The sequence below is a fragment of the Streptomyces kanamyceticus genome (assembly GCF_008704495.1).
GTDB classification, from domain to species: Bacteria; Actinomycetota; Actinomycetes; order Streptomycetales; family Streptomycetaceae; genus Streptomyces; species Streptomyces kanamyceticus.
Map to the genome: position 1 here is coordinate 8179911 of NZ_CP023699.1, position 14588 is coordinate 8194498.

Sequence of the window (14588 nt, forward strand, 5' to 3'; positions counted from 1 at the left end):
CCGGAGCCTCAGCCGAAGACCGGGCCCGTGTACTTCTCGCCGGGACCCTGACCCGGCTCGTCCGCCACCAGCGACGCCTCGCGGAACGCCAGCTGCAGCGACTTCAGGCCGTCCCGCAGCGGGGCCGCGTGGAAGGAGCTGATCTCCGTGGCGGACGCGTCGAGCAGCCCGGCCAGGGAGTGGATCAGCTTGCGGGCCTCGTCCAGGTCCTTGTGGCCCTCGCCGCCCTCGGCGAGGCCCAGGTTCACGGCGGCGGCGCTCATCAGGTGGACCGCGACCGTGGTGATCACCTCGACCGCGGGGACGTCCGCGATGTCACGGGTCAGGGTGTCGAAATCGGGGGAGTCGCTGTTCGGGGACTCGGGGGAGGGGGTCGCGTCGCTCATGTCCCACACGATAAGCCGAGCGCCCGTCGACCCTGGCCGACGGGCCACTGGTTAGCGGCACGGCCCGGGTACTGCTAACCTTGTGTAACGACCGGCCGGAGACCCGCGTGCCAACGCAAGGATCCGGCCCACAAGTGGAGGCTCCGATCTCCCACCTGGCTGCTCCCTGGAGCGGCGGGTCACCGGTCAGGCGGTCGAAGTCTTCGAGGCTTCGGGCCGCCCGATGTGCGCCCCGCGATCACCGCGGAGGTGCTCCGGTAGTACGTGGAGCCCCTTCAGTGATCGGTCGGGGCAATTTTTTATGGCCTCGCTCGGTTGGTCGAGATAACAGACGTAACGCGGCTGTCCGCCAGACGGTCGCGTGGTGCTACCGAGGAGGATCCATCAGCGCCGAGCCCCGCATCAACGACCGGATTCGCGTTCCCGAGGTGCGACTTGTCGGTCCCAGCGGCGAGCAGGTCGGGATTGTTCCGCTTGCCAAGGCCCTGGAGCTTGCGCAGGAGTACGACCTTGACCTGGTCGAGGTCGCGGCGAACGCCCGACCGCCCGTGTGCAAGCTCATGGACTACGGGAAGTTCAAGTACGAGTCGGCCATGAAGGCCCGTGAGGCGCGCAAGAACCAGGCGCACACGGTCATCAAGGAGATGAAGCTCCGGCCGAAGATCGACCCGCACGACTATGACACCAAGAAGGGTCACGTCGTCCGGTTCCTCAAGCAGGGCGACAAGGTCAAGATCACGATCATGTTCCGTGGTCGCGAGCAGTCCCGCCCCGAGCTGGGCTTCCGACTGCTGCAGCGTCTCGCTTCGGACGTCGAGGACCTCGGGTTCATCGAGTCGAACCCGAAGCAGGACGGCCGAAACATGATCATGGTTCTCGGTCCGCACAAGAAGAAGACCGAGGCGATGGCCGAGGCCCGTGAGGCCCAGGCGGCTCGCAAGGCGGACGCGAAGGCCAACCCGGGCCGCTCGCAGAACTCCGCCGAGGACGAGGAGCCTTCCGAGGCCCCCGCCGAGGCCCCGGCTGAGGCTCCCGCCGAGGCCTGATCCCCGGGACGCGAGTCCAGGGGATGCCAACTGACACATCTGACGCTCCCGGATGCCCGGTTTCACGACCGGGCATCGGAGCGCCACTGACGAGGAGAGAACGGCGCTATGCCGAAGAACAAGTCGCACAGCGGTGCCAGCAAGCGCTTCAAGGTCACCGGCTCCGGCAAGGTGCTCCGTGAGCGCGCCGGCAAGCGCCACCTGCTCGAGCACAAGTCGTCGCGCCTGACGCGCCGCCTCACCGGCAACGCCGAGATGGCCCCGGGCGACGCCAAGAAGATCAAGAAGCTTCTCGGCAAGTGAGTTCGGGTGCCGGACACGGCACCTGAACTCTGACCGGGACCCAATCGATACCGGGTCGTGTGAGTCCAACCACGGCCCCGCTACAAGGAGTAAAAAGTGGCACGCGTCAAGCGGGCAGTAAACGCCCACAAGAAGCGTCGGGCGATCCTCGAGGCGGCCAGCGGTTACCGCGGCCAGCGGTCGCGCCTGTACCGCAAGGCCAAGGAGCAGGTCACCCACTCTCTGGTCTACAACTACAACGACCGCAAGAAGCGCAAGGGCGACTTCCGTCAGCTGTGGATCCAGCGCATCAATGCCGCTGCCCGCCAGAACGGCATGACGTACAACCGCCTCATCCAGGGTCTGAAGGCCGCCAACATCGAGGTGGACCGCAAGATCCTCGCGGAGCTGGCCGTCAACGACCAGAACGCGTTCGCCGCGCTGGTCGAGGTTGCGCAGAAGGCGCTGCCCTCGGACGTCAACGCGCCCAAGGCTGCTGCCTGAGCCGTGCGTTTCTGAGCGCCCCCCCGGACCCGTAGGCCAGATTGGCCTGCGGGTCCGAGTGCGTCCGCCGTCTGTTCCCCGCGGGCCGTGCCGGGCTGGTCGCGCCCACGCGGCGGAGCCGCAAATTGACACAGCCCCGCGCCCCTTACGGGGCCCCCTATCCCCGAAGGTGAGTTCATGGTCGACGCTCCTGAGTTGATCTCTCCCAAGTCGCCCCGCGTCAGCGCCGCACGGCGGCTCGCCAAGCGGAATTTCCGGGGGAAGGAGCGGCTGTTCCTCGCCGAGGGGCCGCAGGCCGTGCGGGAGGCCGCCGCGCACGCGGAGACGCTCGTCGAGCTGTTCGCCACCGTCGACGCCGCCGAGCGCTACGCCGACATCGTCGGCGAGGCCCGTGCCGCGGGGGCCCGGGTGCACCTCGCCGACGAGGACGTCGTCGCCGACATCTCGACGACCGTGACGCCGCAGGGACTCGTCGGCGTCTGCCGGTTCGTGGACACGCCGTTCGAGGAGATCCTCGCCGCGCGGCCCAAGCTCGTCGCCGTCCTCGCGCACGTGCGCGACCCCGGCAACGCGGGCACCGTGCTGCGCTGCGCCGACGCCGCGGGCGCCGAGGCCGTCGTCCTGACCGACGCCTCCGTGGACCTCTACAACCCCAAGTCCGTGCGGGCGTCCGTCGGTTCGCTGTTCCATCTTCCGGTGGCCGTCGGCGTACCCGTCGAGAAGGCCGTACAGGGGCTGAAGGACACGGGCGTACGCATCCTGGCCGCCGACGGCGTGGGCGCGGACGACCTCGACACGGAGCTCGACAAGGGCACCATGGGCACCCCCACCGCCTGGGTCTTCGGCAACGAGGCCTGGGGGCTGCCGGAGGAGACCCGCGCACTCGCCGACGCGGTGGTGCGCGTTCCGATCCACGGCAGAGCCGAGAGCCTCAACCTCGCCACCGCGGCCGCCGTGTGCCTCTATGCCTCCGCCCGTGCACAGCGCGCCGCCGGAGGGTGCCGCTCCGTCACATCGAGCTAGTAGTGTGACGGGCTCGGGGCCCACTGCACGGTCCGAGAGGTGGGGTACGGGGAATGAGTGTCGGCACGAGCAGAGCACCGGGGGCACCGGACTTCGTCCGGACCCGCGCGGACCGCGGCGGTCCCGGTGATCTCGGCGACCTCGGCCTCGACCCCGACGAACTGCCCGACGGCCTCGTCGTCGCGGACGAGACGGGCCACGTCATCTGCTTCAACGCGGCGGCGGTCCGGATCACCGCGGTCCGCGCCGCCGACGCCCTCGGCGCCCCGCTGGAGCGCGCGCTCCCTTTAGAGGACCTCGAAGGCCGCCGCTGGTGGCAGCTGACCGATCCCTACGGCGGCCTCGCCATCCGCGTCCGTCAGCCCGAGCGCAATCTGCTGCTGCCCGGCGGCCGTGAGGTCCTGGTCTCCGCCCGCTACGTGCGCACCGCACGCACCGGACCCGTCCGCCGCCTCGTCGTCTCGATCAGGGACACCGAGGCCCGCCGCCGCACCGAGCGCAGCCATGCCGAGCTGATCGCCACGGTCGCCCATGAGCTCCGCTCGCCCCTCACCTCGGTCAAGGGCTTCACGGCGACCCTCCTCGCCAAGTGGGAGCGGTTCACCGACGACCAGAAGAAGCTGATGCTGGAGACGGTGGACGCGGACGCCAACCGCGTCACGCGGCTGATCGCCGAGCTCCTCGACATCTCCCGCATCGACTCCGGACGCCTGGAGCTGCGCCGTCAGCCCGTCGACATAGGCGCGGCGGTCGGCAGGCACATCCAGGCGTACGTCGCCGCGGGACAGGACGCGGACCGCTTCCTGCTGCGGATCCAGCAGCCGCTGCCCGATCTGTGGGCGGACCCCGACAAGGTCGACCAGGTGCTCAGCAACCTGATCGAAAATGCGGTGCGGCACGGCGAGGGAACCGTCACCATCGACGTGGCGCCCTTCTCGTCACCGCGCGAGCGGGGCGGCGCCGAGACCGCCGTGACCGTGAGCGACGAGGGTCCCGGCATTCCGGAGGAATCCATGGGCCGCGTCTTCACCCGCTTCTGGCGGGGCAGCAAGCGCGGCGGGACAGGACTGGGTCTTTACATCGTGAAGGGCATCGTGGAAGCGCACGGCGGGTCGATCACCGTCGGCCGTGCCCCCGGCGGCGGTGCCCAGTTCCGATTTACGTTGCCCGTGGGCACTCCGGCGTATCTTCTCTGATCCGCCCGAGCACCGCCCGCGGGCTCTTTCACCTGCGTCACCCCCGTTAGACTCGATCCTTGGCACGTTTGCGTCCCCGTATGTGGACGATTCGTCTCCGAGTCGTAGACGGGGACCATCAGCCAAGCCAACCGGAAGCACGGGAAGAGATGTCCGCACCGAACAAGTCGTACGACCCTGTCGAGGTCGAGGCACTGAAACCTGAAGAGATCGAGCGCATGCGGGACGAGGCGCTGGCCGCCTTCACCGCCGCCGACTCCCTCGACGCGCTCCAGGAGGCCAAGGTCGCGCACACCGGCGGCACCTCGCCGCTGGCGCTGGCCAACCGCGAGATCGGCGCGCTGCCCCCGCAGGCCAAGGCCGAGGCCGGCAAGCGCGTCGGCATGGCGCGCGGCGCCGTGAGCAAGGCGCTCGCGGCCCGCCAGAGCGAGCTCGAGGCCGAGCGCGACGCCCGCGTCCTGGTCGAGGAGGCGGTCGACGTCACGCTGCCGTACGACCGCACGCCCGCGGGCGCCCGGCACCCGCTGACCACGATGATGGAGCGCGTCGCCGACGTCTTCGTCTCGATGGGCTACGAGGTCGCCGAGGGCCCCGAGGTCGAGGCGGAGTGGTTCAACTTCGACGCCCTCAACTTCACCCCGGACCACCCGGCCCGGCAGATGCAGGACACCTTCTTCGTCCAGGGGCCCGAGGGCGCCCAGGGCGACGAATCCGGTGTCGTGCTGCGCACGCACACCTCGCCCGTGCAGGCCCGTGCGCTCATCGAGCGCCGCGAGCCGCCGGTCTACATCGTCTGCCCCGGCCGCGTGTACCGCACGGACGAGCTGGACGCGACGCACACCCCGGTCTTCCACCAGATCGAGCTGCTCGCCGTCGACGAGGGCCTGACCATGGCCGACCTCAAGGGCACCCTCGACCACATGGTCCAGGCGCTCTTCGGACCGGACATGAAGACCCGGCTGCGGCCGAACTACTTCCCGTTCACCGAGCCGTCCGCCGAGATGGACATGGTCTGTTACGTGTGCCGCGGCGAGTCCGTCGGCAACCCCGACCGCCCCTGCCGCACCTGCGGCAGCGAGGGCTGGATCGAGCTCGGCGGCTGCGGCATGGTCAACCCCAAGGTGCTCACCGCCTGCGGCGTCGACCCCCAGAAGTACAGCGGATTCGCCTTCGGGTTCGGCATCGAGCGAATGCTGATGTTCCGCCACAACGTCGAAGACATGCGAGACATGGTCGAGGGTGACGTCAGGTTCACCCGGCCGTTCGGGATGGAGATCTGATGCGGGTCCCGCTTTCCTGGCTGCGGGAGTACGTCGACCTCCCCGCCACCGAGACCGGCCGTGACGTGCAGGCCAAGCTCATCGACGTCGGCCTGGAGGTCGAGACCGTCGAGCCGCTCGGCACCGGCCTCAAGGGCCCGCTCGTCGTGGGCAAGGTCCTCACCATCGAGGAGCTGGAGGGCTTCAAGAAGCCCATCCGCTTCTGCACCGTCGACGTCGGCACCGCCAACGGCACCGGCGAACCGCAGGAGATCGTCTGCGGCGCCCGGAACTTCGCCGTCGGCGACAAGGTCGTCGTGGTCCTGCCCGGCGCCGTCCTGCCCGGCGACTTCGCCATCGCCGCGCGCAAGACGTACGGCAAGACCTCGCACGGCATGATCTGCTCCGGCGACGAGCTCGGCATGGGCGACGACGGCAGCGGCGGCATCATCGTCCTGCCGCCCGAGCACGAGGCGGGCACCGACGCCATCGAGCTGCTCGAACTGGTCGACGAGGTCCTGGACATCGCCGTCACGCCCGACCGCGGCTACGCGCTCTCGATGCGCGGCGTCGCCCGCGAGACCGCCATCGCGTACGGCCTGCCGCTGCGCGACCCGGCGCTCCTGGACGTGCCCGCGCCGAATTCCTACGGCTACCCCGTCAAGATCAGCGACCCGCGCGGCTGCGACCGCTTCACCGCGCGCACCGTCACCGGGCTTCAGCCCGAGACCCGCTCGCCGATCTGGCTCAAGCGCCGCCTGCAGAAGGCGGGCATGCGCCCCATCTCGCTGGCCGTCGACATCACCAACTACGTGATGCTGGAGCTCGGCCAGCCCCTGCACGCCTACGACCGCTCCCGCATCCAGGGGACGATCGGCGTGCGCAGGGCCGAGCAGGGCGAGAAGTTCACGACGCTCGACGGCGCCAAGCGCGTCCTGGACGCCGAGGACCTGGTCATCACCGACGACCGCGGGCCGATCGGCCTCGCCGGTGTCATGGGCGGCGCGAACACCGAGATCGCGGACGACGAGGACGAGGCCGGTGTGACCACCGACGTCGTCATCGAGGCCGCGCACTTCGACGCGCTCTCCATCGCCCGCACCGCGCGCCGCCACAAGCTGGGCTCGGAGGCCGCCAAGCGCTTCGAGCGCGGCGTCGACCCGCAGGCCGCGTCCGCCGCGGCGCAGCGCACCGTCGACCTGCTCGTGCTGCTCGCGGGCGGCACCGCCGAGGCCGGTGTCACCGAGGTCATCGCCCCGTCCGCGCCGCGCACCATCGCGATGCCCGCCGACCACCCGGACAAGGTCGCCGGTGTGGACTACGGCCGCGAGACCGTGGTGCGCCGCCTCCAGCAGGTCGGCTGCGACGTGTACGGCCAGGACGACCTGACCATCACGGTGCCGTCCTGGCGCCCGGACCTCGCCGAGCCGAACGACCTCGCCGAAGAGGTCATCCGTCTCGAGGGATACGAGAACCTGCCCTCGACCCTGCCGAAGCCCCCCGCGGGCCGCGGCCTGACCGAGCGGCAGCGCACCCACCGCCGCGTCGGCCGCGCCCTCGCCGGGGCCGGGTACGTCGAGGCGCCGAGCTACCCCTTCATCGGCGAGGGCGTCTTCGACCAGCTGGGTCTCGAGAAGGACGACGCGAACCGCCGCGTGGTCAAGCTCGTCAACCCGCTCTCCGACGAAGAGCCCGCGCTCCGCACCACGCTGCTGCCGGGGCTGCTCCACGCCCTGCGCCGCAACGACGGCCGCGGCAGCCACGACCTCGCGCTCTTCGAGACGGGCCTGGTCTTCCACCCGCGCGAGGAGCTCAAGGTCGCGACGCGCCTGCGCGTCGACCAGCGGCCCACCGACGAGGAGATCGCCTCCCTCACCGAGGCGCTGCCCGTCCAGCCCCGGCACGCCGCCGTCGTCCTCGCGGGCGCCCGCGAGCAGGCCGGCTGGTGGGGCAAGGGCCGCCCGGCCGACTGGGCCGACGCCGTCGAGGCCGCGCGGACCATCGCCCGCGAGGCCGGTGTCGAACTCATCGTGGACCAGGGGCAGTACGGCCCCTGGCACCCCGGTCGTTGCGCCGAGCTGAAGGTCGTCATCGACGGCGAGATCGTCTCCGTCGGGTACGCGGGCGAGCTGCACCCGCGCGTCGTCAAGGCGCTCGGGGTGCCCGCGCGGACCTGCGCCATGGAGCTCGACCTGGACCGCCTGGAGCAGGCCGCCGACGGTGTGCCGCGCGCGCCGCGGATCTCCGGCTTCCCGGTGGCCACCCAGGACGTCGCGCTCGTCGTCGACAAGGAGGTGCCGGCCGCCGTGGTCGAGTACTTCCTGAAGGGCGGCGCGGGTGAACTCCTGGAGTCCATCCGGCTGTTCGACGTCTTCGAGGGCGAGCAGGTCGGCGAGGGCAAGAAGTCCCTGGCGTACGCGCTGCGCTTCCGCGCGGCCGACCGCACGCTGACCGTCGACGAGGCGACGGCGGCCAGGGACGCCGCCGTCGCGCGCGCGGCCGAGGCCACGGGCGCGGTGCTGCGCGGAGCGTAGTCACCACCCGTAGGCGAGAACAGGCGCACAAGGGGCGCAAAGAGGGGCTTATCCGGACCGCCGGGTGAGCCCCTCACTCGTTTGAGTGACAAGTCCTTTCACTCTGGCCCGATGGGCCCATGCGGTCGACAGAATCAATCCGGCCGTAGGCGCCGGCCTGCTCGCTGAACAGGGCCTTAGGGGGGCCGTCGGCATGATCCGTAGCAAGGCTGGGGTTCCCTCCCGGACGAGGCTCCGGGCGAGGGTGCGGGCGAGGGTGCGGAACAGGGCACCCCGAGCAGTGGCCCGGTTGCCGCGCCGGGCCGAGGGGCAGCGGGCCGGGCGCGCGCTCTCCCTGGGCCTGCCGACCATATGGGGAGCCTTCGCCATCACGTACAAACTGGCCTGCCCGCTCGCGCAGCAGGACGGCATGGGCGCGCGCATCGTCAGCAGCGCCGTCTTCTTCGCCGTCGGCACCGGACTGATATTGCACGTACGCCGCGCGCTGCTCAGGGAGTTGCGGCAGATCCGCGAGGTCGCGGGCGCCGCCCAGAACGTACTGCTCAGGCCGCTGCCACCGCGTATCGAGGGGCTCGCGCTCGCCGCCGGACGGCTCTCCGCCTCGCGCGGCGCCTCCGTCGGGGGCGATCTCTACGAGGTGGCCGCCACCGACCACGGGGTCCGCGTGATCATGGGCGATGTGCGCGGTCACGGCCTCGGAGCCCTGGCCACCGTCGCCGCCGTCCTCGGCAGCTTCCGCGAGGCCGCGCACGACGAGGCCGAACTGCCGCAGGTGCTGCGGCGGTTGGAGCGGGCGATGGGACGTCATTTGCGGGAGCGCTCCCGCGCCGAGCACCCGGCGAGCGGCGGGGCGGCGCCGGACAGCCCGCTGGCCGAGGAGTTCGTCACCGTACTGCTCCTGGAGATCGACCAGGACGGCGAGATCTCGGCGCTCAACTGCGGCCACCCCTGGCCCCATCTGCTGAGCGGTCAGGCGCGGCCCCTGACGGATCGCGATCCGCTGCCGCCGCTCGGCCCGTTCCCGCTCCCCGCCGAGCTGAACGTGCTGCGGTGCGGCCGACTGCTGCCGGGCCAGGCGCTCGTCCTGCACACGGACGGCATGGAGGACGCGCGAGACGCGAGGGGGGCGTTCTTTCCGCTGCGGGACGAGCTGACCGAGGCCGCCCGTGTCCCACCGGTCTCGCCGCAGTCCCTGATCCGCTCGGTCTACGCCGAACTCCTGCGGCACACCGGGAAGTCGCCGTCCGACGACGCCGCGCTGCTCGTCCTGCGCAACGACCGCAAGAGAGTCCCCCTCCAGTACCCGGAGTCCGGGTGCAGGGCCGGAACCATGAGCTGAGCCCGTGCGGGAAGGTGCGCCCGGAGGTCGGACTGCGCCGACCGCCCCGCCATGGAGTTGTCGGGCAGACGGCGGGACGGACGGCGCCTGTGAGGGCCGCCGCGCTGTACGAGGGGGAACCGGCGGCCCGGCCGGCCTCCTTAACTGATGAGGCATCTCAGTCAAGCGATCCCACCCCGCACGCGGCAGAGCGCACACCCCCCGGATCCGGGCACTCCGTTCACACCCCGTGTGAAGCCGCCTCCACTAATCTGAACAGCACCGAGCCACCGGAGGGCATCCATGCAGCCCAACACCCTGCTCGACGCGATTCTCGACGAAGCAGGCGTCTCCCACGCGGGACTTGCCGCACACGTGAACCAGGCGGGCAAGGCAAGAGGTCTCGCACTGCGGTACGAACACACCGCGGTGGCACGCTGGTTGAAGGGCCAGCGGCCGCGCGGGCAGGTCCCCGACCTGATCTGCGAGGTGCTCGCCGCCCGGCTGCAGCGGCAGGTCACCCTCGACGACATCGGCCTCGGTGTGCCGGGGCTGCCCGCGGCCCGCCTCGGCTCGGCGTCCTCCACGTTGTCCGGCTTCGTCGAGCGCGCCACGGCCCTGTGGCGTTCCGACGAACAGCAGCGTCCGCACCTGCTCGGGGCGCCCGCCGTCACCGGCACCCCCGCCGTGATGCCGGTCTGGGAGTGGGAGAACCCGCCCGAGGACGTCGACGTGTCCCGCGGCGGACGGCACCCCGTCAGTACGGCCGACATCGAGATGATGCGCGCCGCCCGCGCCCACTACGAGCAGATGTACCGCAAGACCGGCGGCATCGCGACGCGCACCCGCATCGTCGGCTTCCTCAACGCCGAGGCGGCGCCCCTGCTGAGGGGCAGCTACACCGACGAGATGGGCCGCCAACTGCACCGCTCGACGGGCGGGTTGGTCGCGATAGCGGGGATCTGCGCCTACGACTCCGACGCGCACGGCCTCGCCCAGCGCTACTTCCACCAGGCGCTGCGCCTCGCGAAGGCCAGCGGGGACAGAGGACTCGGGGGGTACGTCATCGCCCTCCTGGTCAACCAGTCGCTGTTCATGCGCGAATACCGCCAGGCCGTCGCGTTCGCCGAGGCGGCGCTGCGGGCCGCGGGCCGGGACCTCACCCCGGCGCTCGCCTCCGACCTGTACGCGATGCAGGCCAAGGCGTACGCGCATCTGGGCGACGGCAGGAGCGCGCTGTCCTGCATCCGGCGTGCGGAGGCCGCGGCCGACCGGATCCTGCGCGGCCGGGAGCCGGACGAGACGGGCTATGTCCAGCCCGGCCTGGTCAACGTGCAGGTGGCGGAGGCACTGCTCAGCCTCGGAGATCTGACCAGCGCCCGCGAGCACGCGGCGGCGGCGGTGGACACTCCGGCGCACGACCGGGGCAGGGTCCACCGGCTCGCCATGCTCAGCCAGATCGAACTGCGCCAGGGCAACACCGACGAGGCGGTGGCCACCGCGGTGGAAATGGCGGAACAGGCACGGGGGATGGAGTCGCAGCGGCTGCGCGACCGGCTGCGCGCGGTGCGCGAGCACCTGGTGCGCAGCGACTGTGCGGGGACTGCCGAGGCGGCCGAACTCATCGACGGGGCACTGCGCGTCCCGCTGTAGTGCGCTGGTGACACGCGTCGTACGCCGCACCGACGGCGTTGTGCACACTCTGCTCTGAGAATCCTCCTGCTGCGATATTGCCATCTATTCGGCGGAAGGTGGCAGAACCGTGCAGTGGACGAAGCAGAGCGAACAAACTGTGTATGGAAACCGATGGTTCACGGTCAATCTCGCAGATGTCGAGCTGCCGAACGGCCGGCATCTCGACCACTTCCTCATACGGATGCGGCCCGTGGCCGTGGCCACCGTCGTCAACGACGCCAATGAAGTGCTGCTGCTCTGGCGGCACCGCTTCATCACCGACAGCTGGGGCTGGGAGCTCGCGGCAGGCGTCGTCGAGGACGGCGAGGACATCGCGTACGCGGCGGCACGCGAAATGGAGGAGGAGACCGGCTGGCGGCCGGGCCCGCTGCGGCACCTGATGAGCGTCGAGCCCTCGAACGGGCTCACCGACGCCCGGCACCACATCTACTGGTCCGACGAAGGGACCTACATCGGCCACCCCGAGGACGACTTCGAGTCGGACCGCCGCGAGTGGGTCCCGCTCAAGCTCGTCCCCGACATGGTGGCGCGCGGGGAGGTCCCGGCCGCCAACATGGCCGCGGCGCTTCTCCTCCTCCATCATGTCCGTCTCGGCCAGGACGCGCGCTAGCGGCCGAGGGCCTGCCAGACCGCCACGGCGAGTGCCGCGACCGCCGCGAGAGCGACGATCGTGGGCAGGGGCCAGCGCGTGTGTTCCAGGGCGGCGACCCGGGTCTCCAGGGCCTCCACGTTCTTGGCGGTCTGTTCGTCGTGCTGAGTGAGCAACGCCAGCCGTCCGTCGACGCGGGCCAATCCCACGTCCTGGCTACGGCGTAACTCGGCGACTTCTTCCGGGACCACGGCAATCTCGCCGTCGGTGGTCACGAGTCCACTCCTCTCTGTAGTGGCGCGTCCCCCCTTCATCCGCACAGGAAGTCAACTCGCCTGGTGGGCAAGGCGGGAGAGTGTGCGAAGGGCATATGCGAGCCCATTGCGCACACGGTGTGTGAACGCCGCGGGCCCGGCACTCGTAGGAGTGCCGGGCCCGTGTGTGACGGAGAGTGAGATCCGTCGGGGTGCCTGTCGTCAGGCGTACGTGTAGAAGCCGGAGCTGGACTTGCGGCCCAGGCGGCCCGCGTCGACCATCCGCTGGAGCAGCGGGGGAGCGGCGTACAGCGGCTCCTTGTACTCGGCGTACATCGAGTCGGCGACCGAGGCGACCGTGTCGAGGCCGATCAGGTCGGCGAGCTTGAGCGGGCCCATCGGGTGGGCGCAGCCCATCTCCATGCCGTTGTCGATGTCCTCGCGCGAGGCGATGCCCGACTCGAACATCCGGATCGCGGAGAGCAGATAGGGGATGAGGAGCGCGTTGACCACGAAGCCCGAGCGGTCCTGGGCACGGATCGCGTGCTTGCCGAGGATCTTCTCGACCATGACCTGGGCACGGCTGATGGTGCCCTCGGACGTGGTGAGGGCCGGGATCAGCTCGACGAGCTGCTGCACCGGCGCCGGGTTGAAGAAGTGGATGCCGATGACCTGGTCGGGACGGGACGTCGCGACGGCCAGCTTCACCAGCGGGATGGAGGAGGTGTTGGAGGCGAGGATCGCGTCCTGCCGGGTCACCACCTGGTCGAGCACCTGGAAGATCTCGGTCTTGACCTGCTCGTTCTCCACCACGGCCTCGATGACCAGGTCACGGTCGGAGAACTCGCCGAGGTCGGTGGTGTAGCTGAGGCGGGCCAGCGTGGCGTCGCGCTCCTCCTCGGAGATCTTGCCGCGCTCGGCCGCCTTGGAGAGGGAGTTGTACAGCCGGGTACGGCCGATCTCCAGGGCCTCGCCGGTGGTCTCCGCGACCTTCACGTCCAGTCCTGAGCGGGCGCAGACCTCTGCGATTCCGGCGCCCATCTGCCCACAGCCCACCACTCCGACGCGTGCGATATCGGTCATGGAGTCGGTCACCTCGTGCCTTTCGCTGATCAACGGGGCAGGCAGGCCCCCCGTACGGATTCGGTGCCTGCCTCGGCCGTGAACGTTACTCCGCAACGGCGGGTGCATGGCGGGCCGGGTCGGGCATGCTGTGCGCATCGGCAAGGGGTGCCGGTGTACGGCGAGCTCTGGGGGTGGACTGATGAGGCGTATGTCACGTCGGGGGTTCTCCGCGGTGGCGATCGCGACGGTGGCGGGACTGGCGATGGCCGGGGACGCGGCGGCGATCGGCGAGCGGGGGCGCAAGAAGGGCCGTGAACTGCGGGGCATGTGGCTGGCGAGCGTGGTCAACCGCGACTGGCCCTCCAAGCCGGGGCTGCCCGCGGAGCGGCAGCGCGCGGAGCTGCTCGCCCATCTGGACTCCGCGGTGGAGCGGCGGCTCAACGCGGTCGTCTTCCAGGTGAGACCGACCGCCGACGCGCTCTGGGCCTCGCCGTACGAGCCGTGGTCGGAGTACCTCACCGGCGTGCAGGGCAAGGACCCGGGCTGGGACCCGCTGGGCACCGCGGTGAAGGAGGCGCATCGCAGGGGTCTGGAGCTGCACGCCTGGTTCAACCCCTTCCGGGTGGCGAATCACACCGATCCGTCCCGGCTCGTGGCCACACACCCCGCGCGCGTGCACCCGGACTGGGTGATTCCGTACGGCGGGAAGCTCTACTACAACCCGGGCCTGCCCGAGGTGCGCCGTTTCGTGCAGGACGCGATGCTCGACGCGGTGCGGCGCTACCCGCTCGACGCGGTGCACTGGGACGACTACTTCTACCCGTATCCGGTCGCGGGTCAGGTCTTCGACGACGACGACGCCTTCGCGCGGTACGGCGAAGGCTTCCCCGACCGGGCCTCCTGGCGGCGCGACAACATCGACCGCCTGGTGCGCGAGATGGCGCGGCGGGTGAAGAAGGTCCGGCCCCGCACCCAGTTCGGGATAAGCCCGTTCGCGGTCTGGCGCAACATCGCGACCGACCCGACGGGATCGGACACCAGGGCGGGCGTACAGACCTACGACGACCTGTACGCGGACACCCGGGGCTGGGTGGAGAAGGGCTGGCTGGACTACATCGTTCCGCAGGTCTACTGGAACATCGGCTTCGCCGCCGCGGACTACGCGAAGCTGATCCCGTGGTGGAACGACGTCGCGCGCGGCACGGGCGTGCGCCTCTACATCGGCGAGGCCCTCTACAAGGCGGGCGACCCCGCGCAGCCCGCCGCCTGGCAGGACCCGGCGGAGCTGTCCCGCCACCTCACGTACGCCGAAGGGTTCCGCGAGGTGCGCGGGCACGTCTTCTTCTCGGCGAAGGAGGTGGGCGTCGACAAGATCGGCGCGATGGCGCGGGTGGTGGCCGACCACTACCAGGAGCCGGCCAAGCCGCCGCGCTGAAC

At 70.6% G+C, this 14588-nt stretch carries 14 protein-coding genes; 11 read left to right on the forward strand and 3 right to left on the reverse strand.

Annotation, left to right across the window (positions count from 1 at the left end; all coding sequences use genetic code 11):
• Positions 1-8 precede the first annotated feature (8 nt).
• Complete coding sequence (locus CP970_RS35595; protein WP_055546589.1) at positions 9-386, reverse strand: DUF1844 domain-containing protein; 378 nt, start codon at positions 384-386, stop codon at positions 9-11.
• A 383-nt stretch (positions 387-769) separates the two neighbouring features.
• Between CP970_RS35595 and infC the strand changes: the two genes are divergently transcribed.
• The 10 genes from infC to CP970_RS35645 all read left to right on the forward strand — a co-directional run bounded on the left by infC (position 770) and on the right by CP970_RS35645 (position 11853).
• The gene (gene infC, locus CP970_RS35600) at positions 770-1432 is read left to right on the forward strand and encodes a translation initiation factor IF-3 (protein WP_107098909.1); all 663 of its coding nucleotides are present in this window, start codon (positions 770-772) and stop codon (positions 1430-1432) included.
• A 108-nt stretch (positions 1433-1540) separates the two neighbouring features.
• Positions 1541-1735, forward strand: coding sequence for a 50S ribosomal protein L35 (gene rpmI, locus CP970_RS35605; protein ID WP_007829094.1), 195 nt, complete (start codon positions 1541-1543; stop codon positions 1733-1735).
• Positions 1736-1831: 96 nt separating this feature from the next.
• On the forward strand, positions 1832-2218 hold the full coding sequence (rplT, locus tag CP970_RS35610) for a 50S ribosomal protein L20 (RefSeq protein ID WP_055546593.1): 387 nt from the start codon (positions 1832-1834) through the stop codon (positions 2216-2218).
• Positions 2219-2395: 177 nt separating this feature from the next.
• Positions 2396-3241 (forward strand): TrmH family RNA methyltransferase, encoded by an 846-nt coding sequence (locus CP970_RS35615; protein ID WP_055546596.1) that lies wholly within the window; start codon positions 2396-2398, stop codon positions 3239-3241.
• A 53-nt stretch (positions 3242-3294) separates the two neighbouring features.
• Positions 3295-4437 carry a sensor histidine kinase gene (locus CP970_RS35620; protein WP_055546598.1) on the forward strand — a complete coding sequence of 381 codons (1143 nt, stop codon included), beginning with the start codon at positions 3295-3297 and terminating at the stop codon, positions 4435-4437.
• Positions 4438-4586: 149 nt separating this feature from the next.
• Positions 4587-5717 (forward strand): phenylalanine--tRNA ligase subunit alpha, encoded by a 1131-nt coding sequence (gene pheS, locus CP970_RS35625; protein WP_055546599.1) that lies wholly within the window; start codon positions 4587-4589, stop codon positions 5715-5717.
• Entirely contained in the window at positions 5717-8230 is a 2514-nt protein-coding gene (pheT, locus tag CP970_RS35630) for a phenylalanine--tRNA ligase subunit beta (protein ID WP_055546601.1), read from the forward strand. Before pheS ends, pheT begins: the two co-directional genes overlap by 1 nt.
• Before the next feature lie 193 nt (positions 8231-8423).
• Positions 8424-9569 (forward strand): PP2C family protein-serine/threonine phosphatase, encoded by a 1146-nt coding sequence (locus CP970_RS35635; RefSeq protein WP_079043435.1) that lies wholly within the window; start codon positions 8424-8426, stop codon positions 9567-9569.
• 282 nt (positions 9570-9851) lie between these two features.
• Positions 9852-11201 (forward strand): tetratricopeptide repeat protein, encoded by a 1350-nt coding sequence (locus tag CP970_RS35640; protein WP_055546603.1) that lies wholly within the window; start codon positions 9852-9854, stop codon positions 11199-11201.
• A 109-nt stretch (positions 11202-11310) separates the two neighbouring features.
• Positions 11311-11853: an NUDIX hydrolase gene (locus CP970_RS35645; protein WP_055546606.1), complete on the forward strand. Its 543-nt coding sequence runs from the start codon at positions 11311-11313 to the stop codon at positions 11851-11853.
• Here the strand turns inward: CP970_RS35645 and CP970_RS35650 are convergent.
• Complete coding sequence (locus CP970_RS35650) at positions 11850-12107, reverse strand: hypothetical protein (RefSeq protein WP_055546607.1); 258 nt, start codon at positions 12105-12107, stop codon at positions 11850-11852. The genes CP970_RS35645 and CP970_RS35650 overlap by 4 nt on opposite strands.
• A gap of 201 nt (positions 12108-12308) precedes the next feature.
• Positions 12309-13169 (reverse strand): 3-hydroxybutyryl-CoA dehydrogenase, encoded by an 861-nt coding sequence (locus CP970_RS35655; protein ID WP_055546664.1) that lies wholly within the window; start codon positions 13167-13169, stop codon positions 12309-12311.
• Between the two features lie 181 nt (positions 13170-13350).
• Here CP970_RS35655 and CP970_RS35660 point away from each other — a divergent pair, with 181 nt between their 5' ends.
• On the forward strand, positions 13351-14586 hold the full coding sequence (locus CP970_RS35660; protein WP_055546610.1) for a glycoside hydrolase family 10 protein: 1236 nt from the start codon (positions 13351-13353) through the stop codon (positions 14584-14586).
• Positions 14587-14588 lie beyond the last annotated feature (2 nt).